The following is a 23,017-nucleotide window of genomic DNA, read 5'->3' on the forward strand; positions in this document are numbered from 1 at the left end:
TCATGTCCGACCCGCAGGAACGCTCCACCCCCGACCCCGAAGCCGGCGGCGTCCCCGACCCCGACCCCGAAGCCGAGCCCGAAGCCGATGACGGCGGCGCCGAGCGGGTCGACGCGCCTCCGCCGGCTCATCCCTTCGGGGAGTGGGCGGCGGGGCGCGCCGCCGAGCCGTCGATCGGGGGAGCCGCGCTCCACTCCGCCGCCGGGGAGATCGTGGCGCGCCTGCGCGGTGTGGACTCGCCCGAGGCGACCGCGCGGATGCGCGAGCTGCTGGCGGCCGTCGTCGCCATCGGCTCCGGGCTGGACCTCCATGCGACCCTGCAGCGGATCGCCGCCGCCGCCACCGCCGTGACCGGCGCCCGCTACGCCGCCGTCGGCGTGGTCGACGCCTCCGGTGAGAGCCTCTCCGACTTCGTCTACGTCGGCATCGACGAGGACTCCGCGGCCGAGATCGGCCACCTCCCCCAGGGCAAGGGGCTCCTCGGCGCGCTGATCGACCACCCGGAGCCGCTCCGCCTGGAGGACCTCGCCCTCGACCGCCGCTCCTACGGCTTCCCGCCACACCACCCGCCGATGCGCTCCTTCCTCGGCGTGCCGATCCGGGTCCGGGAGGCCGTCTTCGGCAACCTCTACCTCACCGAGAAGCCCGGCGGCTTCGACGAGAGCGACGAGCAGGTGGTGCTCGCCCTCGCCGCCGCCGCCGGAACGGCGATCGAGAACTCCCGCCTGTACGAGGGCGCCCGCCGCCGCGAGCGCTGGGTGGTCGGCACCTCCGCCGTCGGCAACGCCCTCCTAGCCTCGGAGAGCGCCGCCGACACCCGCGCCGCCTTCTCCGTCGTCGCCGAGCAGCTCCGCGAGCTCGCCGACGGCGCCGTCGGCATGATCGCCGCCCCGGACGGCGACGGCGGCCTCCAGGTGCTCAGCGCCTCCGGCACCGGCGCCGACCTCCTCACCGGCGCCCAGGCGGTGGCCTCGGAGTTCCCCGCGGTCAGCCGGCTGCTCCGGGGCGAGCCGGTCTTCCTCTCCGACATGTCCCGCAGCCCGGACATCGCCTGGCCGCTGGCCCGCCGCTTCGGGCCCGGGATGGCCCTGCCGATGACCAGCGCGGGCCGTCTCCTCGGCGCGGTCGCCGTCTGGCGCTCCCCCGGCGAGGCCGAGTTCAGCGCGGACGAGCGCCGCCTCGCCACCGCCTTCGCCGCGCAGGCGGCGCTCGCCCTTCGGATCGCCGAGGGCCAGGCCGACCAGCAGCGCCTCGCCGTCTACCAGGACCGCGACCGGATCGCCCGCGACCTCCACGACCTGGTCATCCAGCGGCTGTTCGCCACCGGGATGATGCTGGAGGGCGCCCAGCGCAAGACCGAGGTGCCGGAGGTGAAGCAGCGGATCAGCAAGGCGGTGGACGAGCTGGACGCCACCATCAAGGAGGTCCGCACCACCATCTACGCCCTCCAGCACGACGACACCCCGGACGGCGCCGACGACAACCTCCGCACCCGGGTCCTGCGGGAGATCGGCCAGTCCGCGGCGGTGCTGGGCTTCAAGCCCTCGGTGGCCTTCGTGGGACCGGTGGAGACCGTGGTGGGCGAGCAGACCGGCCGCCAACTGGTGGCCGCGCTGCGCGAGATGCTCTCCAACGCGGCCCGGCACGCCCGGGCCCGTACCGTCTCGGTGGACGTGGACGCCGGGATCCACATCGACGAGCACGGCTATCCGACCTTCGTCCTGGACGAGCCGGGGGAGCAGCGGGAAGCGGCGGAGCCCACCGGGGGCGGGCGGCGCGAGGGCGGGCGGCGCGAGGGAGCGGAAGGGGAGCCCGCCGCCGGCGAGGCCGACCGCGGTCGCGCGCTGGAGGAGGCTCTGCGCCGGGCCGGCGCGGGCCGACCCGCGGTGATGCTGAGCGTCAGCGACGACGGGGTCGGCATCCCGGAGGGCGGCCGCCGCAGCGGGCTGCGCAACCTCGCCGACCGCGCCCGCGGCCTCGGCGGCGCGGCCTGGCACGAGCCGGGCCCCGGCGGCCGGGGGACCACCGTGCGGTGGACCGCCCTGCTCTGACCTAGCGCCCCGGGCCCGGCGCCGGCGCCGGGGCGCTACCGAACTACGGCGAGCGGTACGGCGGCACGGCGAGCGCTACGGCGAGCGCTACGGCGCCGACGGCAGCAGCAGCCGCTCCAGTACCTTGGCCACCCCGTCCTGGTCGTTGGACTCGGCCCGGCGCCGGGTGGCGGCCAGCACCTCCGGATGCGCGTTGGCGACCGCGTACGCCGCGCCCGCCCAGGCCAGCATCGGCAGGTCGTTCGGCATGTCCCCGAAGGCCGCCACCTCCTCCGCCGACACCCCGCGCTCCGCGCACCAGGCGGCCAGCGTGCTGGCCTTGCTCACCCCGGCCGCGCTGATCTCCAGCAGCGCGATCGGGCTGGAGCGGGTGACCTCCGCCAGGTCGCCGACCAGCCCGCGTCCGGCGGCGAGGAACTCGTCCGGGGTCAGCGTCGGATGCTTCGCGAGGATCTTGAAGACCCCGGCCTCTCCCCCGCAGCCGGAGCCGGAGCCGCCGGAGCCGAGCAGCCGCTCGGCCGGGGCGACCTGCTCGGCGGCGCCCGCGTCCCAGAGGATCGCGGGGTAGTCCGGCTCGTGCGAGAACCCGCCCGGGTACTCGAAGGCGAAGGTCACCCCGGGCAGTCCGGCCCGCAGCGCGCGCACCACCGCCAGCGAGTCCGCCGCCGAGAGCGGGTACGAGCGCTGCAGCCGCCTGCGCCGCACGTCGTAGACGGCCCCGCCGTTGGAGCAGATGGCCACCCCGTGCCGGCCGATCACCTCGGTGAGCGACTCCATCCAGCGCGGCGGCCGGCCGGTGACGAAGACGATGCAGAGGCCGGCGTCCTCGGCGCGGCCCAGCGCGGCGCGGGTCCGCGGGGAGACCGTGCCGTCGCTGCGCAGCAGGGTGCCGTCCAGGTCGGTGGCGATGATCCTGGGCCGCTGCGGGGGCTGGGTGGGTTCGCTCACCCGTCCATCCTCGCCTACCGCACCACCCCTCCCCCCTGTCAGGGCGGCGCCGACGGGCGAGCCGCCCGGTTCTGCGGGAGGGGGCCGGACGGCTTAGGGTCGTCGCCATGCGTCTGAGCACAGTGATCCTCCCCGTGTACCGGTGGCCCGAGGCACGACAGTTGTGGCAGCGGGCCGAGGATCTCGGCTTCCACACCGCCTACACCTACGACCACCTCTCCTGGCGGTCCTTCCGCGACCGCACCTGGTTCGGCGCGGTGCCGACGCTGACCGCCGCTGCGACGGCGACCTCCCGGATCCGCCTCGGCACCATGGTGACCTCGCCGAACTTCCGGCACCCGGTGACCCTCGCCAAGGAGCTGGTCACCCTGGACGACGTCTCGGAGGGCCGGATCACCGCCGGCATCGGCGCCGGCGGCTCCGGCTTCGACGCCACCGCCCTCGGCCAGGAGGCCTGGACGCCCCGGCAGCGCGCGGACCGCTTCGGCGAGTTCCTCCCGCTCCTGGACGAGCTGCTGTCGCAGGACGTGACCACCCGCCGGGGCACCTACTACTCGGCCGAGGAGGCCCGGAACATCCCCGGCTGCGTGCAGCGCCCCCGGCTGCCGCTGTACGTCGCCGCCACCGGCCCGCGCGGACTGCGGCTGGCCGCCGAGCACGGCCAGGGCTGGATCAGCTACGGCGACCCGAAGGGCGCCGGCTCGATGCCGCCCGCGCTCTGCCCCGACGTCATCGCCGCCCAGCTCGGCCGGCTGGAGCAGGCCTGCGCCGAGCGCGACCGCGACCCGGCGGAGCTGGCGAAGGTCCTCCTCTCCGGCTCCACCCAGGAGAAGCCGCTGGCGTCGGTGGACGCCTTCGTCGACTACGCCGGCCGCTACGCCGAGCTGGGCATCACCGAGATCGTGCTGCACTGGCCGGTGCCGGACTCGGTCTTCGAGGCCGACCTCTCGGTCTTCGAGAAGATCGCCACCGACGGGCCGGCCCAGCTGCGCTGACTAACCTGGTGGGATGACGGAGCACCCGAGGTATCCGATCTGCCGCACCTGCGGGGTGCAGTACGGCGCCCCGCGCGAGGACTGCCCGATCTGCCTGGACGAGCGCCAGTACGTGGGCTGGTCCGGGCAGCAGTGGACCGACCTGGCGGAACTGCGCGCGGCCGGCCACCGGGGCCGGGTCGAGGAGGAGGGCGAGAACGTCGTCGGCGTCGGCGCCGACCCGCCGACCGCGATCGGCCAGCGGGCGCTGCTGGTCCGCACCCCGGCCGGCAACGTGCTGTGGGACGCCATCACCCTGATCGACGACGGACTCGTCGAGCGGGTACGCGAGTTGGGCGGGGTGGACGCGATCGCGGTCAGCCACCCCCACTTCTACGGCTCGATGGTGGAGTGGGCCGAGGCCTTCGACGCCCCGGTGTGGATCCACTCCGCGGACAAGGAGTGGATCGCCCGCCCCAGCGACCGCGTCCGCTTCTGGGACGGCGACGTCCAGCCGCTGCTGGGCGGCGAGTTGACGCTGGTCAACGCGGGCGTCCACTTCGCCGGCGGGCAGGTGCTGCACTGGGCGGGCGCCGAGGGCGGCCGGGGCGCGCTCTTCAGCGGCGACATCTTCACCGTGGTCTCCGACCGCCGCTGGGTGAGCTTCATGTACAGCTACCCCAACCTCATCCCCGAGCGCCCGCGCACCATCCGCCGCGCCCTCCGCCTGATCGAGCCGTACTCCTTCGAGAAGGTCTACGGCGCCTGGTGGAACCGCGTGGTCGCCGCCGACGGCACCACCGCGATCACCGCCTCCGCCGACCGCTACCTGCGCTTCGCTCTGGACGACGGGCCGGAGGACTGAGCATCCGCCGTGAGTGACGGATTGGTAAACAAGATACGTGTAAGGGGAAACCGAACCCCATAATCGTTCCGCGCCCTGTGGAACGACTGTACGAGGCGCACTCAATCACCCACCTGTCTCCAGGAAGTGACGCCTTGCCGAGAATCCGTTCCGGTGTCCTGCTCAGCGCCGCCGTCCTGATCGGCGTCCTCGGCGGTGCGGGCACCGGGTACGCCGTCCAGCAGCACCGCGCCCCGACCCCGCTGCCGCCGCTCGCCGCCACACAGCCCAAGTACCCCGCCGTACGCAGCACTTCGGACGGGCGGCTGCCGGCCGCGCAGGACGACATGGTGCGCACGGACGGCGATCTCACCGCGCTGCTGATCCACCTCCCCGCCGGCGCCCACGAGGTCAGCTACGAGCCGGGGATGAACGGTTGGAAGACCCTGAGCGAGTACGCCCAGAACTTCGACAAGCCTGCGGATGCCTTCCAGACCCAGCTGGACGACGGCATCCGCCGGATCGCGGAGCGTTCCTGGAAGCAGGGCGGCACCAGCTACGAGGTCCGGCTCGTGCAGTTCCAGCACGATCACGAGGGGTCCGTGAAGGAGGACCTCAACGAGCAGAAGGACTACGCGCCGGATGACCTCGGAGGCGATGTGGAGGAGGCGGTCCCGCCGGGTTCCGCCGACGAAGCGGCCTATGCCGGCAGGCACATGAAGGACGGTGCCTACAACGCCGAGGCGATGGGCCGGCACGGCGACATCCTGGTGCTGGTCTTCGCCTTCGGCGAGCACCGGATCTCTGCCCACGCCGTGGCATCCGTACTGGAACAGCAGGTGGAGCGGCTGTGAGCGACATCTCCCCGAGCACCCCTCCGGCGGCGGAGGAGTCCGCCCCGGTCGACACCGCCGACACTCCCGCCGACTCCGCGGCATCTCCGCGGGCACGCGTCCGATGGGTCCTGCCCACCACCCTCCTCGTCATCGCGGCGCTGGTCGCCGCGGCCGTCGCCTGGGTGGCACTGCCGGAACGGCAGCACCAGGACGCGGCGGCCCCGGCCGTGCGGACGCCGGGCGCGGGCTCCACCCCCTCCTCGGGAATCCGCTGGGACGGCAGCCGGTTCGGCCCCCTCACCCGTCTGCTGGCCCCCATGCCGGAGGGCTATACGACCGGTCCCGACATCCCCGGACTGGGCTCGGACACCCAGATCTCGGGAACGCAGTACGAGCAGCATGAACTGAGCCTGTTCCCCGGCCTCAGCGTGAGCGAGCGCCGGGAGATGGCGGAGCTGATGGACTCCCGGCATGTCACCGCCGTCGCCGTCCGCAGCTACACCGGATCCGGGGTGATGATCTCGATCGAGCTCACCCAGGAGAGCCGCGGCGCCGCGGCGGTCGGGACGAAACTGATGGGCCTGCTCGAGAAGGACCTGACGGGAGGGAAGCCGGGGCCCAAGGTGCCCGGCTACCCGAAGGCGGTCTGCACGAGAACGGCGAAGACCGGCGACAAGAAGTTCGACAGCGTGGGCACCCTGGACTGCACGGCCGCGGTCGGCGGAGTGCTCGTCCAGATGGAGGAGGTGGGGCCCGCGCCGCTGGCGACCACCCAGGCGATCAGCCTCCTCAAGCAGCAGCTGGACCGCCTGGCGGTCCCGGACCAGGAGTCGTGAGCGCGTGACCGAATCCATTCCGGAAGCCCCGGACCGGAAGCCCGGCGGCGAGGCCGAAGGCGACACGGCCGTGGCCACGGTGCCCGGCACGCTCCCCTCCGACGACGGTGCCGCGGTCGGCGAAGGGACGGCCTCGGTCGCCGGCGAGCCGGCCTCGAACGGCGAGCCGGCCTCGAACGGCGAGCCGGCCTCGAACGGCGAGCCCGCCTCGGACGGCGAGCCCGTCGGCGAGGCCGGGGCCGCCGCGGCCCCCGACGCGCGCCCTCGGCGCCGGCTCGGAGGCTGGCGGGTCTGGCGGTGGCCGGTCGCCGCCGTCCTCTGCCTGGGCCTCGGCACCGGGACGGCCCTGGCGCTCACCGCGCCCCCGCGCACCCGGCTGCCCGGGCTGCACACCGCCGCCGACGGACGGTGGGCCTTCCCCGCGCTCACCCTGCCCACCCTGCCCGCCGGCGCGCCGGCCCCGAACAGCGGCAACCGCTACGAACACGCGGCCGACCTGCGGCAGTTGGTGATTCCGGCGCCTACCGAGGCCGGGGAGGCCGGTTCCGGTGGCGGCTGGTATCCGGTGGCCTCCTTCGTCCAGCGCTTCACCACCGGCTCCAATCGGCAGAAGCTGGCCACCATGCTGGCGGAGGACGGCGTCCGGCATATCGCGGCCCGGCGCTGGACCACCCCCGACGGCACCCGCACCGAGGTCTACCTGCTGGGCTTCCGTTCCGAGGACTCGGGCAGCCAGGCCGACGCGGACCTGGAAGGGGTGTCCTTCTCCCCGCCCGGGATCACGGACCTGCAGCTGGACGCCCCCGACCCGCAGTTCACAGTCCCGGGCGTGACCACGTACTCCCGCCCCGCCGGGGACGGAAAGCCCGCCTCCCTCGTGGGCAAGCTCGAGAACGGCGACATCGAGGTCGTGGTGACGATGAGCAACCCCCACTCGATCCCCAGGATCCCGATGGAGCAGACCCTGACCCTGGAGAACGAGCTGCTGCAGTGACCCGGCCGGCCGGGCTGACGGCGGATCACCTACCCCCGGCGTACGACCCCTAGGGGATCCCCCCGGACGTCGTACCTCCGGAGGGCAGGGGGAAGGTGATGCGTCAGAGCGATGCGGGGGCGGGGACCGGGGGACTACGTTCGCAGGGTGTCTGATACCCAAGTCCTCAGCGACGCCTCGGCCGGGACAGCCGGGGACGAGCCCGTCATCACAACGGACGGGCTCACCAAGAGGTTCCCCAGAGTCACCGCGCTGGACAGCCTGACCCTGAGCATCGGGCGGGGCGTCGTCGGCCTGGTCGGGGCCAACGGCGCCGGCAAGTCCACGATGATCAAGATCCTCCTCGGGCTCACCCCGGCCAGCGCGGGCGGCGCCCGGGTCCTGGGCCTCGACGTGGCCTCCCAAGGGGAGGCCATCCGCGAGCGCGTCGGCTATATGCCCGAGCACGACTGCCTGCCGCCCGACGTCTCGGCCACCGAGTTCGTGGTGCACATGGCGCGGATGTCCGGTCTCCCGGCCTCCGCCGCCCGTGAGCGCACCGCCGACACCCTGCGCCACGTCGGCCTGTACGAGGAGCGCTACCGCCCGATCGGCGGTTACTCGACCGGCATGAAGCAGCGGGTGAAGCTGGCCCAGGCCCTGGTCCACGACCCCAAGCTGGTGCTGCTCGACGAGCCGACCAACGGCCTGGACCCGGTCGGCCGGGACGACATGCTGGACCTGGTCCGCCGCATCCACCGGGACTTCGGCATCTCCGTGCTGGTCACCTCGCACCTCCTCGGCGAGCTCGAGCGCACCTGCGACCACGTGGTGGTGATCGACGGCGGCAAGCTCCTCCGCTCCTCCTCCACGGCCGACTTCACCCAGACCACCCGGCTCCTCGCGGTCGAGGTCACCGACCCCGCCGACGAGCACGCCGACCCCGCGTACGCCGAGAACGCGGTCCGGGACCGGCTGCGCGAGGCCGGGCTCACGGTCACCGCCGACGGCGGCGCCCGGGTGCTGCTGGTCGAGATGACCCCCGAGCTGGGCGAGGACGTCTACGACCGGGTCCGCGACACCGTCGCCGACCTCGGCCTCGGCTTGGTGCGGATGGAGCAGCGCAGGCACCGCATCGCCGAGGTGTTCACCGACCGGCCCGCCGCCGAACAGAGCCGGCCGCAGCAGGAGGAGGGCGCCGCCCATGTCTGATCTCGGCATCCCCGTCCCGGCCTCAGCGGCCGCCCCGGACGTCATCCACGACATCGGCTACCGCCACTACGAGGGCCGCCGGCTGGGCCGCGGCTACGCGATGCGCTCGCTCTACGTGCAGACGCTGCGCGGCTCCTTCGGCCTCGGGCGGTCGGTCAAGTCCAAGATCCTGCCGATGACCCTCCTCGGCGTGATGTGCGTCCCCGCGCTGATCGCGGTCGCCGTCGCGGTGTACGTGAAGCTGAACCGGCTGCCCATCGAGTACCCGCACTACCTGGTCATCATGGAGTTCGTGACCGCGGTCTTCGTCGCCTCGCAGGCGCCGGTCGCGGTCTCCAGGGACCTGCGGTTCCAGACCATGCCGCTGTACTTCTCCCGGCCGCTGACCTCCCGCGACTACGTCCGGGCCAAGTTCGCCGCCCTGGCCAGCGCGGTCTTCATCCTCACCGCGCTGCCGATGCTGGTCTTCTACCTGGGCGCGGTCTTCTCCAAGCTGGGCTTCGTCTACAACACCGAGCACTTCGCCTACGGCCTGTTCGCGGCGGTCTGCTACTCCCTCCTCTACTCGGCGATCGCGCTGCTGATCGCCTCGGCCACGCCCCGGCGCGGCTTCGGGGTGGCCGGGATCATCGCGGTGCTGCTGATCTCCTCGGCGATCTCCGGGATCGTCTACGGGGTGCTCAACTTCCGCGGCGGCTTCGACCCGAGCTCCACCTCCTCCGCGCACTGGGCCGGCGTGATCGCCCCCGCGCAGCTGGTGGACTCGCTCACCACCTGGCTCTTCCACCTCCGGGTGCAGGGGATGGCGGGCGTGCCGGGCGCGGTCGGCGGGATCGTGTTCGCCGCCGAGCTGGTACTGATCGTCGTCGCCTGCTACGCGCTGCTGGTCCGGCGCTACCGCCGCCTCTGAAGCTTCGTCGGGAGACGAGAACACACCATGGCAACCATCACCATCGACAAGGCCTCCCGCTGGTTCGGCAACGTGGTCGCGGTCAACGACGTCACGATGACGATCGGTCCGGGGGTGACCGGACTGCTCGGCCCGAACGGCGCCGGCAAGTCCACGCTGATCCACATGATGTCCGGCTTCCTGCCGCCCTCGGCCGGCACCGTCACCCTGGACGGCGCCGCGGTCTGGCGCAACCAGCGCGCGTACGCGCAGATCGGGCTGGTCCCCGAGCGCGAGGCGATGTACGACTTCCTGACCGGCTGGCAGTTCGTGCTGGCCAACGCCGAGCTCCACAAGCTCCCCGACCCGGAGGAGGCCGCCCGCCGGGCGCTCGCCACGGTCGAGATGGAGTACGCGATGGAGCGGAAGGTCTCCACCTACTCCAAGGGCATGAAGCAGCGGGTGAAGATGGCCTCGGCGCTGGTCCACGACCCGGCCGTGCTGCTCCTCGACGAGCCCTTCAACGGGATGGACCCGCGGCAGCGGATGCATCTCATGGGGCTGCTGCGGCAGTTCGCCGCGGACGGCCGGACGGTCCTCTTCTCCTCGCACATCCTGGAGGAGGTCGAACAGCTGGCCCGGCACATCGAGGTGATCGTGGCGGGGCGGCACGCCGCCTCCGGCGACTTCCGCAAGATCCGCCGGCTGATGACCGACCGGCCGCACCGCTACCTGGTCCGCTCCAGCGACGACCGGCGGCTGGCCGCCGCGCTGATCGCGGACGGCTCCACGGCCGCGATCGAGTTCGACCGCAAGGAGAGCGCCCTGCGCATCCAGGCGATCGACTTCTTCCGCTTCACCGAGCTGCTGCCGCGGGTCGCCAAGGAGGCGGACGTACGGCTGCTCACCGTCTCCCCGGCCGACGAGTCCCTGGAGAGCGTCTTCTCCTACCTCGTAGCCTCCTGATCTTCATCCGAAGGGTCCTCAGAAGTGAACTACACCGTAGCCGCGCTCACGCTGCGCGGACTGCTCGGGCGGCGCCGGGGGCTGCTCCTGCTCGCCGTGCCGCTGCTGCTGATCGTCCTGGCGGTCGTCGTGCGGCTGGGCGTCGGCGTCGACCACGATGCGACCGTCAACCTGCTGAGCAAGCTGGCGCTGGGCACGATGGTGCCGCTGCTCGGGCTGATCGCCGGGACGGGCGCGATCGGGCCGGAGATCGACGACGGCTCGATCATCTACCTGCTGGCCAAGCCGCAGCCGCGATACAAGATCATCCTGACCAAGCTGGCGGTGGCGATCGGCTGCTCGGCGGTCTTCGCCGCCGTCCCGACCTTCCTGGCCGGCGAGATCCTCTACGGCAACCTCGAACACATCGCGCTGGGGTACGGGATCGGCGCGCTGGTCGCCGGGGTCGCGTACAGCGCGCTCTTCCTCCTCTTCGGGGTGATCACCCGGCACGCGGTGGTCGTCGGGCTGCTGTACGCGCTGCTGTGGGAGAGCGTGGTCGGCAACTTCGTGCCGGGGGCGCGGACGTTGAGCATCCAGCAGTGGGGCCAGACGGTGGCCCGGCAGGTGGCCGACTCCGGCTCGCTGACCGCTAACGTCCACCTCCCGGTGGCCATCCCGCTGCTGATCGTCGTCGCCGTCGGCGCGACGGCGCTGGCCTCCGTCCGCCTGGCGGGTCTGACCCTCGCGGGCGAGGAGTAGCCCCTGCGAAGTTGCGCAGCAACTTCAGGGGCGCGGGGAACTGCGCGCCCAGCCGTCTACGGCGCCGCACCCGGCAACGACTACCGGGTTGCAACCCGAACTCCGCTGCCGACTGCGGCCAGTCGACGGCCGGCCGCGCAGTTCCCCGCGCCCCTTGATCTGCTGGCGCAGATCGCGGGGCCCGGGGCGGGCAGCCCCGGGAAACGGGCAGGGGCGGGGCTGGGGCAGAGAAAACTCAAGACGCGGTGCGTCCGGCCTCCTGGAGGGGAGAGGCCGGGCGCACCGGCACGGTACGGGACTCCGTCTCCCGCGCGACGGTGCGGCCGTCCGTCCGCAGGACGAGATCCCGCGCACCCCCCAGCCCCGCGACCAGCCCCACCCCGCAGGCCGCCAGCAGCACCGCCGCCGGAATCGCCCACCCCCCGGTGGCCTGGTGGAGGGCGCCGACCCCCACCGGGCCCACCGCCGCGATCAGATACCCCACCAGCTGCGACATCCCCGACACCTCGGCGGCCACCACCGCGTTCTGCGCCCGCAGCACGATCATCGCCAGCGCCAGACCGAACGCCCCGCCCATGGCCAGCCCCAGCGGCACCGCGAAGCCCCAGGACCAGTCGGCCGGCGCGGCCATCAGCCCGGCCACGCCCACCGCGTAGCAGCCGATCATCGCCGCCACCAGCGGCCGCTGGCTGCGCATCCGCCCGGCCAGCAGCGGCACCGTGAACGACCCGACGATCTGCACCAGATTGCAGAAGGCGAAGACCAGCCCCGCCGTCCCCCGGTCCATCCCGTGCGAGACCAGGACGGTCGGGTACCAGGCGATCAGGGTGTACGCCAGCAGCGAGCAGATCCCCATGTAGACCGCCAGCTGCCAGGCCAGCCGCGACCGCCACAGCCCCGGCACCCGATGCCCGGCGCCCGTCGCGGCCGCCCCCGCCGCGGCCGCCCCCGCAACCGCTCCCACGGTCCCCGGCCCTGGAGCCCCCGGACCCCGCCGCCCCCGCGAGACCTGCGGCAGCCACACCCCCGCCGCCACCAGCGCCGGCAGCGACCAGGAGGCCAGCGAGCCCTGCCAGTGCCCCCCGAACAGCCGCTCCATCGGCACCGACAGCGCCGCGGCCAGCGTGGAACCGGCGATCATCACCGTCGAGTACAGCCCGGTCATCGCCGCCGCCCGGTCCGGGAAGTCCCGCTTGACCAGGCCCGGCATGGTGACGTTGAGGACCGCGATACCGGCCCCGATCACCATCGAGCCCGCGTACAGCGCCGCGCTGCCGGGCAGCACCCGTACGGCGATGCCGACCGCGAGCAGCAGCAGTCCGCCGAGGACGACCCGCTCGGTGCCGAACCGCCGCGCGGCCCGCGGCACGAGGGGGGCGACCAGGCCCAGGAACAGCACGGGCAGGGTGGTGAGCAGTCCGGCGGCGGTGGAGCCGAGCCGGTAGCTGCCCGAGACATCCCCGAGCAGCGGGGAGACGGCCGACATGGCGGCCCGCATGTTGACGGCGACCAGGACGATGCCGACCAGCGTCGCGACGCGCTGCGTCTTCATGGTGGTGCGAATCCTCGAGTTGTCGATCGTGTGCGGGAACGGCGAAGCGCGGGCCGGCGGGCTCGCGCGCTGCGCGCGGCCGCGGCCTCGTCCGGTTCGCTAGCTCCCAGGAGCGATCAACAGCAGGTCCACACCGCACATGCTACCGATCAGATCCGCCCCCTCCGCCGCTCGGCCCAGAGCAGCCCCACCAGGTATCCGCCGCCCAGCACCCCGGTCAGCGCTCCCACCGGCAGCTCCCGTCCCGGCGCGATCCGCTGGGCCAGCAGGTCGGCGACGGTCAGCAGCGCCGCCCCGGTCAGCGCCGAGGCGGCCAGGTTCGGCCCCGGCGCCCGGGTCAGCCGCCGCGCCAGCTGGGGCGCGGTCAGCGCGACGAAGGCCACCGGCCCGCAGGCCGCGGTCGCCGCCGCGGCCAGCAGCACGGCGGCCGCGAGGAGCGCGCCCCGCGCCCGCTCCACCCGCACCCCGAGCCCGTACGCCGCGTCGTCGCCGAGTTCCAGCCCGCGCAGGGTCCGTCCGGCGCAGGCCAGCACGGGTCCGCCGAGCAGCACCAAGGGCAGCCCGACGGACAGGACGTCGGACCAGCCCCGCCCGTCCAGCGAGCCGGTGATCCAGCGCACCGCCCGTGCCGCGTCCAGGAGTTGGGCCCTGGTCAGCAGGTAGCCGGTGATCCCGGTGGCCACCGCGGAGACGCCGATCCCGGTGAGTACCAGCCGCGTTCCCTGGCTGCCGGTCCTGCGGGTGAGCAGCCAGACGGCCGTCCCGGTGGCGATGCCGCCGGCCGCCGCGCCCCCGGCCACCGCCCCCGCGCCCGCGGCCCCGCCGCCGATCGTGATCGCGGCCAGCGCCCCGGTGGCCGCGCCCTGGCTGAAGCCGAGGACGTCCGGGCTGCCCAGCGGGTTGCGCACCAGCGACTGGAAGACCGCCCCGGAGAGCGCCAGCGCCGCGCCCGCCAGGAGGGCGGTCAGCACCCGCGGCAGTCGCAGCTGGTCGACCACGAAGGCCTCGGCCGGCGTACCCGCGCCGGCCAGGGTGCGCAGCACCTGTCCCGGCCCCATCGGGAACTCCCCGGTGCCGATCGACACCACCGCGGCCGCGAGACCGGCCAGCGCGATCGCCGACCCGGCCGCCGCCGCCCGCGGCCGCACCGCGAGCGACCACCCGCGCCGCCGCAGCGTCCATGCCCCCCTCATCACCGAACTCCCTTGCGCCGATTGACGATCCACAGAAAGCAGGGCCCGCCGACGGCGGCCGTGACGATCCCGGCCTGGAGCTCGGACGGCGCCGCCACCAGCCGCCCCAGCACATCGGCGCCGAGCAGCAGCGCCGGTGCCAGCAGGGCGCAGAGCGGCAGCAGCCGGCGGAGGTCGGGACCGGTGAACCGGCGGACCAGATGCGGCACCAGCAGTCCGACGAAGACGATCGGCCCGCAGGCCGCCGTGGCCGCCCCGCACAGCAGCGTCACCGCGGCGATCGCGGCCACCCGCACGCGGGCCGGCCGCACGCCCAGCGCCCGGGCCGAATCCTCGCCCAGCGAGAGGGAGTTGAGCGGACGCGCCAGCGCCAGCGCGATCCCCCCGCCGACCGCCGTGAAGGGCAGCAGCCCGAGCACCGACTGCGGACTCGCGCTCGCCAGCGAGCCCACTGTCCAGAACCGCATCCGGTCCAGCGCCCCGGTGTCCAGCAGTTCCACCGCGTTGACGTAGGAGTAGAGCGCCGCGTTGACCGCCGTCCCGGCCAGCGCCAGTCGGGCCGGCGTCGCCGTGCGGTGCCCGCCCACCGCGTAGACCAGCACCGAGACGACGGCCGCCCCGGCCAGCGCGAACCACACCGTGCCCAGGTACGACCCGGCGCCGAGCAGGGCGCTCGCGGTGACCACGGCGGCGGAGGCCCCGGCGTTGATCCCGAGCACCCCGGGGTCGGCCAGCGGGTTGCGGGTCAGCGCCTGCATCACCCAGCCGGCCAGTCCCAGCGCACTGCCGGCCAGCAGTCCGAGGAGGGTGCGCGGCAGCCGCATCTGATGGACGACCGTCCAGCCGGGCGAGCCCTCCTCGGTGAGCCCCCGCCAGACCTCGGAGGGGGAGAGCGGATGGGCGCCGAGCGCCAGGCTGGCCAGCAGGACGCCGAGCAGCAGCAGGGCCGCGAGCAGCAGCAGGAGGGCGGCCGGTCGCCGGCGGACGGCGGCCGGTGGCGGCGGTGCGCCGGTGGGGCGGGCGGTGGTGACGGCGGACATGAGCTTAGGTTAGCCTAACCAAACATCGCCTTTGTAATGGAGCGTCAGAAACCACCATGTCCACGATGATGTTGAGGCCGACCCGCCGCAGTCTCCTCGCCGCCGGAGGAGCCGCGGGGCTCACCGCACTGCTCGCCGCCTGCGGCACCGGATCCGGCGGCAGGGCCGACTCCGCCTCAGGCGACGGGAGTTCGGGCTCCTGGAGCTTCACCGACGACCGCGGCAGCACCGTCCGCCTCGCCTCCCGGCCGCAGCGGATAGTCGCCTACACCGGCACCGCCGCCGCCCTCCACGACCTGGGGGTGCCGGAGGACCGGCTGGTCGGCGTCTTCGGCCCGACCAAGCGCGCCGACGGCAGGCCGGACGTGCAGGCCGGCAGCCTGGACGTGAACGCCACCACCGTCGTCGGCAACGCCTACGGCGAGTTCGACCTGGAGAAGTACGCGGCGCTCGACCCCCAGCTGCTGATCACCAACATGTTCGAGCCGGGCGCGCTCTGGTACGTCCCGGACGACAGCCGGACCAAGATCCTCAAGCTGGCTCCCGCAGTGGGCATCAGCGTCGTGAAGAAGCCGCTGACCAGCGTCCTGACCCGGTACGAGAAGCTGGCCGGCACCCTCGGCGCCGACCCGGCCGGCAAGTCCGCGGCGGCCGCGAAGTCCCGCTTCCGACAGGCGGCCGCGGAACTCCGGGCGGCCGCGGAGAGCGCCCGCAGGCGCGGGGTCAGGGTGCTCGCCGCCTCCGCCTCGGCGGACCTCCTCTACGTCTCCGACCCCGCGGTCTACCCCGACCTGAGCTGGTTCGCCTCGCTCGGTGTGGACGTGGTCCGGCCGACGAAGGTGGTCGGCGGATTCTTCGAGAACCTCAGCTGGGAGAACGCCGGAAGGTACCCGGCCGACCTGATCCTGCTGGACAGCCGGACCTCCGCACTGCAGCCCGCCCAACTGACGTCCAAGCCGGCCTGGGCCGCACTGCCGGCCGTCAAGGCCGGCCAGGTCAGCCCCTGGCTGAGCGAGCCGATCATGTCCTACGCGGCCTGCGCCCCGGCGGTGGAGCGGCTGGCCGCCACCCTCCGGAACGCCAGGAAGGTGAGCTGAGCCGCGCCATGGGTTTCCGCTTCTTCGCCGCCGAGGTCGCCAGGACCGAGCCGGTCGGCGCGAGCGCCCTCCGGGTCACCGTCCGCGGAACGGAGCTGGCGGGCCTGCGGTCCGGCGGCCGGGACCAGCGGATCAAGCTGCTGCTGCCGCACCCCCACCAACCCGCTCCGCTGCTCCCCGCCCGCGGCGAGGACTGGTTCTCCGCATGGCGCGCGATGGACCCCGCGGAACGGGCGGTGCTCCGCACCTACACCGTCGCCGCCTACCGCCACCGCCGGGGCTTCCTGCCGGAACTGGACGTGGACTTCGTCCTCCACGGCGGCGGCCTGGCGGCCGGCTGGGCGGCCCGGGCGCTGCCGGGCGACCCGCTGGTGCTGCTGGGCCCGGACGAACCGGACAACCCCGGCGTCGACTTCCGGCCCCCGGCCGGGACCGACTGGGTGCTGCTGGCCGCGGACGCCACCGCGCTGCCGGCCGCGGCCGGGATCCTGGAGTCCTTGCCGGCCGGGCAGCCGGCCCGGGTCTGGATCACCGTCCCCGACCCCCGCGACATCCGCGAGCTCCGCACCGCCGCAGACGCCTCCGTCACCTGGCTGACCGGCGACGCGGACCTCGTCCGAGCGATCACCGCCACCGAACTCCCGCCCGCGGCGAGCGGTTACGCCTGGCTCGCCGGCGAGGCGGCGACCGTCCGCGGTCTGCGCCGCGAGCTGCTCGCGCAGGGCTTTCCCCGCTCCGCGGTCACCTTCACCGGCTACTGGCGCCGGGGCGCCACCGAGGAGACCCGCCTGGCCGCTGCGCTGGCGGGCGCGTCCGAGTGGTGAGCTTGTTCGCCGTCGGCGTCTGCGGCTCCGTGCCTGGCTGGTCGCGCAGTTCCCCGCGCCCCTTGATTCGCTGCGCAAATCGCGGTGCGCCCCGGGAGTCAGGCCCGAAGGGCCGGCTCAGGGGCGCGGGGAACTGCGCGCCCAGCCGCCCCCGGACCCGCACCCGCCAACGGTCCGGCCCTCAACAGCCGTTCGGCGCCTACGCCGCCGCCGGCGTAGCCTCCGGGCGGGAGACCGAGCAGGCGATCTCGCCGTCCTGCGCGTCGGCCACGACGACGTCACCCGGCTGCACCCGCCCGCTCAGCAGCAGTGAGGCCACCCGGTTGTCCAGCTCGGACTGGATCGTCCGGCGCAGCGGCCGCGCCCCGAACTCCGGCTGGTACCCCTTGCTGACCAGCAGGTCCTTCGCCGCCTCGGTGACCTCGAGGCCGACCCCCTGCGCCTTCAGCTTCCGCTCGCTGCCGGCCAGCAGCAGATCGACGATCCGCCCCAGATCCGCCTTCTGCAGCGCATGGAAGATGATCACCTCGTCGATCCGGTTGAGGAACTCCGGCCGGAACTGCGCGTGGAGATCGTCCATCAGCTGGTCCCGGATCGAGTCCACATCGCCCGCGTTGGCCAGGATCCGCTGCGAGCCGATATTGCTCGTCATGATCAGCACGGTGTTCCGGAAGTCCACCGTCCGCCCCTGCGCGTCCGTCAGCCGCCCGTCGTCCAGCACCTGCAGCAGCGTGTTGAAGACGTCCGGATGCGCCTTCTCCACCTCGTCGAAGAGCACCACGCTGTACGGGTTCCGCCGCACCTTCTCGGTGAGCTGCCCGGCCTCCTCGTAACCCACGTATCCAGGCGGCGAGCCGACCAGCCGGGAGACCGTGTGCTTCTCCTGGAACTCGCTCATGTCGAAGCGGATCATCTTGTTCTCGTCGCCGAACAGCAGCTCCGCCAGCGCCTTGGCCAGCTCGGTCTTGCCCACGCCCGTCGGGCCGAGGAAGAGGAAGGAGCCGGTCGGCCGCTCCGGGTCGCCCATCCCCGCCCGGTGCCTCCGCACCGCCTCCGAGATGGCGACCACCGCCTCGTCCTGCCCGACCACCCGGTCGTGCAGCGCCTCCTCCAGCTTGAGCAGCCGGTCCTTCTCGCTCTCCGTCAACTGCCGTACGGGAATGCCGGTCTGACGGGAGAGCACCTCGGCGATGTCCGCCTCGGTGACCTCCATGACCCCCTCGCGGCGCTCCTCCACCCCCGCCAGCTCGGTCTCCTTCTCGGCGATCCGGGCCTTCAGCTCCTCCGCCCTCTGGTACTCCTCGGCGGCTACCGCCTGCTCCTTCTCCCGCCGCAGCTTGGCCAGCGCGTCCTCGATCTTCTGCGCTCCGGTGGAGCGGCCCATGTTCCGCAGCCGCACCCGGGCGCCGGTCTGGTCGACCAGGTCGATCGCCTTGTCCGGCAGGAAGCGGTCCGAGACGTAGCGGTCGGAGAGGACCGCGGCGGCCTCCAGCGCCCTGTCGGTGTACCGCACCTGGTGGTGGGCCTCGTAGGAGTCGCGCAGGCCCTCCAGGATCTCGATGGTCTCCTCCACCGAGGGCTCGGCGATCAGCACCGGCTGGAAGCGGCGCTCAAGCGCCGGGTCCTTCTCGATGTGCTTGCGGTACTCGTCGATGGTGGTCGCCCCGACCACATGCAGCTCGCCCCGGGCCAGCGCCGGCTTCAGCATGTTGCCGGCGTCCATCGCGCCCTCGCCGCCGGCGCCCGCGCCGACCACGGTGTGCAGCTCGTCGATGAAGATGATCGTGTTCTCCGAGGCCTTCCTGACCTCGTCGATCACCTTCTTCATCCGCTCCTCGAACTCGCCCCGGTACTTCGTCCCGGCCACCATCCCGGAGAGGTCGAGCATCACCACCCGGCGGTCCTTCAGGGTGCCCGGCACGTCGCCCCCGACGATCCGCTGGGCCAGCCCCTCCACGATCGCCGTCTTGCCCACGCCCGGCTCGCCGATCAGCACCGGGTTGTTCTTGGACCGCCGGGAGAGGATCTCCACGGTCTGCTCGATCTCCTCGCCCCGGCCCACCACCGGGTCCAGCTTCCCGGCCTTGGCCTCGGCGGTGAGGTCCCGCCCGTACTCGTCCAGGGTCGGTGTGTCGCTCTGCTCGCCGCCGCCGGCGGCGCCCGGGGAGTCGGAGCGGACGGCCGCCTCGGTGTCCCGGCCGAGGAGGTTCAGGTCCGCCCCGGCCGCGGTCATCGCCTTGGCGGCGCCGGAGTCCGAGGACTGGAGGAGGGCCGCGAGGATGTGCTCGGGGCCGATGTAGGAGACCCCGGACGCCTGCGAGATCGCATGGGCCGAGATCAGCACCCGCTTGGCCGCCGGGGTCAGGCCCGGTTCCGCCGAGGGGTTCGCGCTCTCCGTCGGCAGCGCCTCCTCCACCTGCGCCCGGATCCGGTCCGGGTCGGCCCCGGCCCGGGACATCAGGCTGCGGGCCGGGTCGACCTGGGTGGCCGCCCAGAGCAGGTGCTCGGTGTCCAGGTCGTCGCTTCCGTCCTGTTCCGCGCGGGTGGTGGCGAGGCCGATCAGCTCGCGGGCGTTCTCGGAGAGCAGCCGGCCGATCGGCACCCGTTGGACGGCCGGCGGCGAGGAGGCCGCGTTCAGGCCGAAGAACCGGTTCAGAAGGTCGGAGAAGGGGTCCGGACCGCCGCCGAGCGAGCCGAAGGACGGAATGCTCATCAGTACCTCCGTAGGACGCCCCCCAGGAACCCCCCGGACCACTCGACCACCAGGTCCGGCAGATCGCAAAAGGAGCGCCCGGTGGTGGGCCGGCCCCGCGTCAGCCCCGCGTCAGCCGCGCCCGAGGTACGGCATCGCGGTGGCCATCACCGTCACGAAGGGGATGTTCGCCGCCAGCGGCAGCGAGGCCATGTGCACCACCGTGCGGGCCACGTCCGCGACGTCCATCACCGGCTCGGCGGCGGTCCGGCCGTCCGCCTGGAGGACGCCGGCCGCCATCCGCTCGGTCATCTCGGTGGCCGCGTTCCCCACGTCGATCTGGCCGACGGCGATGCCGTGCGCGCGGCCGTCCAGGGCGAGGGCCTTGGTCAGCCCGGTGACCGCGTGTTTGGTCGCGGTGTAGGGGGCCGAGTGGGGGCGCGGGACATGGGCGGAGATCGAGCCGTTGTTGATGATCCGGCCGCCGGGCGGGTCCTGCCGCTTCATCTGCCGGAAGGCGGCCTGGGCGCAGAGGAAGGAGCCGTTGAGGTTGGTGTCCACGGCCCGCCGCCACTGCTCGTACGGGAGCTCGTCCACCGGGAGGGCGAAGGCGCCGACGCCGGCGTTGTTGAACAGCAGGTCCACCCGCGACCAGCGGTCCGCGACGGTGTCGAAGAGCGCGGCGACGGAGTCCGGGTCCGTCACGTCCGTCGGTACGGCGAGCGCCCGCTCCTCGTCCCCGACCAGCCGGGCGGTCTCCTCCAGCGGCTCCGCCCGCCGCCCGGCGAGGGCGACCCGCCACCCGTCCTCCGCGAGCGCGAGCGCCGCCGCCCGCCCGATCCCGGAGCCCGCTCCGGTCACCACAGCTACACCCTTGATCATGCGGGGGAGTCTGCCCCAGCCGCGCCCCTTCCCGAAACCGGGGCTGCTGCCCCTGGCCCCGCGATTCGCGCAGCAAATCAAGGGGCGCGGGGAACTGCGCGGCCGGCGTGGCGCTCTGCCGCAGTCGGGATCGGGGCTCGGGTTGCAGCCCGGTGGCCGCGGCGGGTGCGGCGCCGCAGGCGCGCCCCGGGGGCGCGGGGAACTGCGCGGCCCGCGCGGCGCTCTGCCGCAGTCGGCGTCGGGGCTCGGGTTGCAAACCGGTGGCCGTTGCCGGGTGCGGCGCCGTTGCGCGCGGACCGCGCAGTTCCCCGCGCCCCTGAGGAGCCCTGCGGGCTCCTTGGCGGGGGAAGAAGCTCCCCGTCAGGGGAAGACGCGTTCCAGGACCGCGGCGACGCCGTCCTCGTCGTGGGAGAGGGTGATCTCGTCGGCGACGGCCTTCAGCTCGGGATGCGCGTTGGACATCGCCACCCCGTACCCCGCCCACCCGAACATCGGCACATCGTTCGGCATGTCGCCGAAGGCGATGGTCCGCTCCCTGGTGACCCCCAGCCGCCGCGCGGCCAGCGAGAGGCCGGTCGCCTTGGAGAGTCCGAGCGGCAGCAGCTCGACGATCCCCTCGCCGGCCATCGTCACCCCGACCAGGCTCCCCGCGACCTGCCGGGCGACCTCCGCCAGCTGGTCGTCGGTCAGCTCAGGGTGCTGGATGTACATCTTGTTCAGCGGCGCCTCGAAGAGCGCCGTCTGGTCGGCCACATGCACCGCCGGCAGGCCCTCCTGCACGCGGTAGCCGGGCCCGAAGACGACCTCGCCGTCCACCCCGTCCCGGCTGGCGGCCACGGCCACGGCGCCGATCTCCGCCTCGATCTTGGCCAGCGCGATCGCGGCCAGCTGCCGGTCCAGGGTGACCGAGGTGATCAGCTTGTGCGCCCCGGCGTCGTAGACCTGCGCGCCCTGGCCGCAGACCGCTATCCCGGTGTACCCGATGGCGTCCAGGATCGGCCGGGTCCACGGCGCCGCGCGCCCGGTGACCACGATGTGCGCGGCCCCGGCCGCCGCCGCCCGGTCCAGCGCGGCCCGGGTGCGCTCGGAGACGGTGTCGTCCGAGCGCAGCAGCGTGCCGTCGAGATCGGTGGCGACCAGGTCGTACGGACGAGCGGAAGGCGCGGCGGGGGTCACTTGTTGATCGGCTCCAGGATCTCTCGTCCCCCCAGATACGGCCGCAGCGCCTCCGGGACGACCACCGAGCCGTCCTCGCGTTGGTGGTTCTCCAGGATCGCCACGATGGTCCGCGGCACGGCGCACAGCGTGCCGTTGAGAGTGGCCAGCGGGCGGTTCCCCTGGTCCGTCCGCATCCGGATGTCCAGGCGGCGGGCCTGGAACTCGGTGCAGTTGGAGGTCGAGGTGAGCTCGCGGTACTTGCCCTGGGTGGGGATCCAGCCCTCGATGTCGAACTTGCGGGCCGCCGAGGCGCCCAGGTCGCCGGAGGCGACGTCGATCACCCGGTACGGGATCTCCAGCTTGTTCAGGAACTCCTTCTCCCAGTCCAGCAGCCGCAGGTGCTCCGCCTCCGCCTCCTCGGGCGTGGTGTAGGAGAACATCTCGACCTTGTCGAACTGGTGGACCCGGATGATGCCGCGGGTGTCCTTGCCGTAGGTCCCGGCCTCGCGGCGGAAGCACGGCGAGAAGCCCGCGTACCGCAGCGGTAGCTTGTCCTCGTCGATGATCTCGCCCATGTGGTAGCCGGCGATGGCCACCTCGGACGTGCCGACCAGGTAGAAGTCGTCCTCCGCCAGACGGAAGACGTTCTCCGCGGCCTGGCCGAGGAAGCCGGTGCCCTCCATCGCCGGGGGCTTGACCAGCGCCGGGGTGATCATCGCGGTGAAGCCGGCCTCGGTGGCCTGCGCGATGGCCATGTTGACCAGCGCGAGTTCGAGGAGGGCGCCCGGGCCGGTGAGGTAGTAGAACCGCGAGCCGGAGACCTTGGCGGCGCGCTCGGTGTCGATCGCGCCGAGCATCCGGCCGAGGTCGACGTGGTCGCGGGGCTCGAAGCCCTCGGCGGCGAAGTCGCGCGGCTGGCCGATCTCCTCGATGGTGACGAAGTCCTCCTCGCCACCGACCGGGGCGGCCGGGTCCAGGAGGTTGGAGAGGCCGAGCAGCAGCCGCTGCTGCTCCTCCGCGGCCTCACGCTGCGCGGCGTCCGCAGCCTTCACCTCCGCCGAGAGAGTGCCCGCGCGCTCCAGCAGGGCGCTCTTCTCCTCACCCTTCGCCTTGCCGATCTGCTTCCCCAACTGCTTCTGCTCGTTGCGGAGTTCGTCGAACCGGGAACCGGCGGACCGGCGGCGCTCGTCGGCAGAGAGCAGAGCGTCGACGAGTTCGACGTCCTCTCCACGGGCGCGCTGGGAGGCGCGCACACGGTCGGGGTCCTCACGGAGCTGGCGAAGGTCAATCACACCCATGAGGGTACCGG

At 73.3% G+C, this 23,017-nt stretch carries 20 protein-coding genes; 12 read left to right on the forward strand and 8 right to left on the reverse strand.

What is annotated here, in order from left to right; translation table 11 throughout:
- The first annotated feature begins 2 nt into the window (after positions 1-2).
- Positions 3-2,051, forward strand: a complete 2,049-nt coding sequence (locus BS73_RS19860; protein ID WP_063837026.1) for a GAF domain-containing protein — start codon at positions 3-5, stop codon at positions 2,049-2,051.
- An 87-nt stretch (positions 2,052-2,138) separates the two neighbouring features.
- Here the strand turns inward: BS73_RS19860 and BS73_RS19865 are convergent, their stop codons facing one another.
- Positions 2,139-2,999: an HAD family hydrolase gene (locus BS73_RS19865; RefSeq protein ID WP_037574403.1), complete on the reverse strand. Its 861-nt coding sequence runs from the start codon at positions 2,997-2,999 to the stop codon at positions 2,139-2,141.
- Positions 3,000-3,106: 107 nt separating this feature from the next.
- Here BS73_RS19865 and BS73_RS19870 point away from each other — a divergent pair, with 107 nt between their 5' ends.
- The 9 genes from BS73_RS19870 (at position 3,107) to BS73_RS19910 (ending at position 11,270) form a co-directional block, all read left to right on the forward strand.
- A complete protein-coding gene (locus BS73_RS19870) occupies positions 3,107-3,994 on the forward strand; it encodes an LLM class flavin-dependent oxidoreductase (RefSeq protein WP_037574404.1) in 888 nt (295 codons plus the stop codon).
- 13 nt (positions 3,995-4,007) lie between these two features.
- Positions 4,008-4,838 (forward strand): MBL fold metallo-hydrolase, encoded by an 831-nt coding sequence (locus BS73_RS19875; protein WP_037574407.1) that lies wholly within the window; start codon positions 4,008-4,010, stop codon positions 4,836-4,838.
- Between the two features lie 134 nt (positions 4,839-4,972).
- Entirely contained in the window at positions 4,973-5,671 is a 699-nt protein-coding gene (locus BS73_RS34845) for a hypothetical protein (protein WP_051940131.1), read from the forward strand.
- The gene (locus BS73_RS19885) at positions 5,668-6,489 is read left to right on the forward strand and encodes a hypothetical protein (RefSeq protein ID WP_037574410.1); all 822 of its coding nucleotides are present in this window, start codon (positions 5,668-5,670) and stop codon (positions 6,487-6,489) included. Before BS73_RS34845 ends, BS73_RS19885 begins: the two co-directional genes overlap by 4 nt.
- Before the next feature lie 4 nt (positions 6,490-6,493).
- Entirely contained in the window at positions 6,494-7,483 is a 990-nt protein-coding gene (locus tag BS73_RS19890) for a hypothetical protein (protein ID WP_051940132.1), read from the forward strand.
- Positions 7,484-7,630: 147 nt separating this feature from the next.
- Positions 7,631-8,674 (forward strand): ABC transporter ATP-binding protein, encoded by a 1,044-nt coding sequence (locus BS73_RS19895; protein WP_051940133.1) that lies wholly within the window; start codon positions 7,631-7,633, stop codon positions 8,672-8,674.
- Positions 8,667-9,584 carry an ABC transporter permease gene (locus BS73_RS19900; RefSeq protein ID WP_051940134.1) on the forward strand — a complete coding sequence of 306 codons (918 nt, stop codon included), beginning with the start codon at positions 8,667-8,669 and terminating at the stop codon, positions 9,582-9,584. Before BS73_RS19895 ends, BS73_RS19900 begins: the two co-directional genes overlap by 8 nt.
- Positions 9,585-9,611: 27 nt before the next feature.
- Positions 9,612-10,529: an ABC transporter ATP-binding protein gene (locus BS73_RS19905; protein WP_037574411.1), complete on the forward strand. Its 918-nt coding sequence runs from the start codon at positions 9,612-9,614 to the stop codon at positions 10,527-10,529.
- A 24-nt stretch (positions 10,530-10,553) separates the two neighbouring features.
- On the forward strand, positions 10,554-11,270 hold the full coding sequence (locus BS73_RS19910; protein WP_037574414.1) for an ABC transporter permease: 717 nt from the start codon (positions 10,554-10,556) through the stop codon (positions 11,268-11,270).
- Positions 11,271-11,505: 235 nt separating this feature from the next.
- On the opposite strand, the gene BS73_RS19915 is transcribed toward BS73_RS19910, so the two are convergent.
- From BS73_RS19915 to BS73_RS19925, 3 genes are all read right to left on the reverse strand, one after another.
- Entirely contained in the window at positions 11,506-12,822 is a 1,317-nt protein-coding gene (locus tag BS73_RS19915) for a CynX/NimT family MFS transporter (protein ID WP_051940135.1), read from the reverse strand.
- Positions 12,823-12,971: 149 nt separating this feature from the next.
- Positions 12,972-14,015, reverse strand: a complete 1,044-nt coding sequence (locus tag BS73_RS19920; protein ID WP_037574417.1) for a FecCD family ABC transporter permease — start codon at positions 14,013-14,015, stop codon at positions 12,972-12,974.
- Positions 14,015-15,055 carry a FecCD family ABC transporter permease gene (locus tag BS73_RS19925; protein WP_037574420.1) on the reverse strand — a complete coding sequence of 347 codons (1,041 nt, stop codon included), beginning with the start codon at positions 15,053-15,055 and terminating at the stop codon, positions 14,015-14,017. The genes BS73_RS19920 and BS73_RS19925 overlap by 1 nt, the downstream gene beginning before the upstream one ends.
- A gap of 56 nt (positions 15,056-15,111) precedes the next feature.
- On the opposite strand from BS73_RS19925, the gene BS73_RS19930 reads away from it, so the two are divergent.
- Complete coding sequence (locus tag BS73_RS19930) at positions 15,112-16,152, forward strand: ABC transporter substrate-binding protein (RefSeq protein ID WP_152617662.1); 1,041 nt, start codon at positions 15,112-15,114, stop codon at positions 16,150-16,152.
- Positions 16,153-16,160: 8 nt separating this feature from the next.
- On the forward strand, positions 16,161-16,976 hold the full coding sequence (locus BS73_RS19935; RefSeq protein ID WP_051940136.1) for a siderophore-interacting protein: 816 nt from the start codon (positions 16,161-16,163) through the stop codon (positions 16,974-16,976).
- A gap of 199 nt (positions 16,977-17,175) precedes the next feature.
- Here BS73_RS19935 and BS73_RS19940 read toward each other — a convergent pair whose 3' ends face one another.
- From BS73_RS19940 to serS, 4 genes are all read right to left on the reverse strand, one after another.
- On the reverse strand, positions 17,176-19,689 hold the full coding sequence (locus BS73_RS19940; RefSeq protein WP_037574425.1) for an ATP-dependent Clp protease ATP-binding subunit: 2,514 nt from the start codon (positions 19,687-19,689) through the stop codon (positions 17,176-17,178).
- Positions 19,690-19,800: 111 nt separating this feature from the next.
- Positions 19,801-20,550, reverse strand: coding sequence for an SDR family oxidoreductase (locus BS73_RS19945; RefSeq protein WP_063837027.1), 750 nt, complete (start codon positions 20,548-20,550; stop codon positions 19,801-19,803).
- A gap of 360 nt (positions 20,551-20,910) precedes the next feature.
- Positions 20,911-21,726 carry an HAD family hydrolase gene (locus BS73_RS19950; RefSeq protein WP_037574430.1) on the reverse strand — a complete coding sequence of 272 codons (816 nt, stop codon included), beginning with the start codon at positions 21,724-21,726 and terminating at the stop codon, positions 20,911-20,913.
- Positions 21,723-23,000, reverse strand: a complete 1,278-nt coding sequence (gene serS / locus BS73_RS19955) for a serine--tRNA ligase (RefSeq protein WP_084704789.1) — start codon at positions 22,998-23,000, stop codon at positions 21,723-21,725. Before serS ends, BS73_RS19950 begins: the two co-directional genes overlap by 4 nt.
- Positions 23,001-23,017: the final 17 nt, after the last annotated feature.

The organism is Phaeacidiphilus oryzae TH49 (assembly GCF_000744815.1).
Taxonomy (GTDB): domain Bacteria; phylum Actinomycetota; class Actinomycetes; order Streptomycetales; family Streptomycetaceae; genus Phaeacidiphilus; species Phaeacidiphilus oryzae.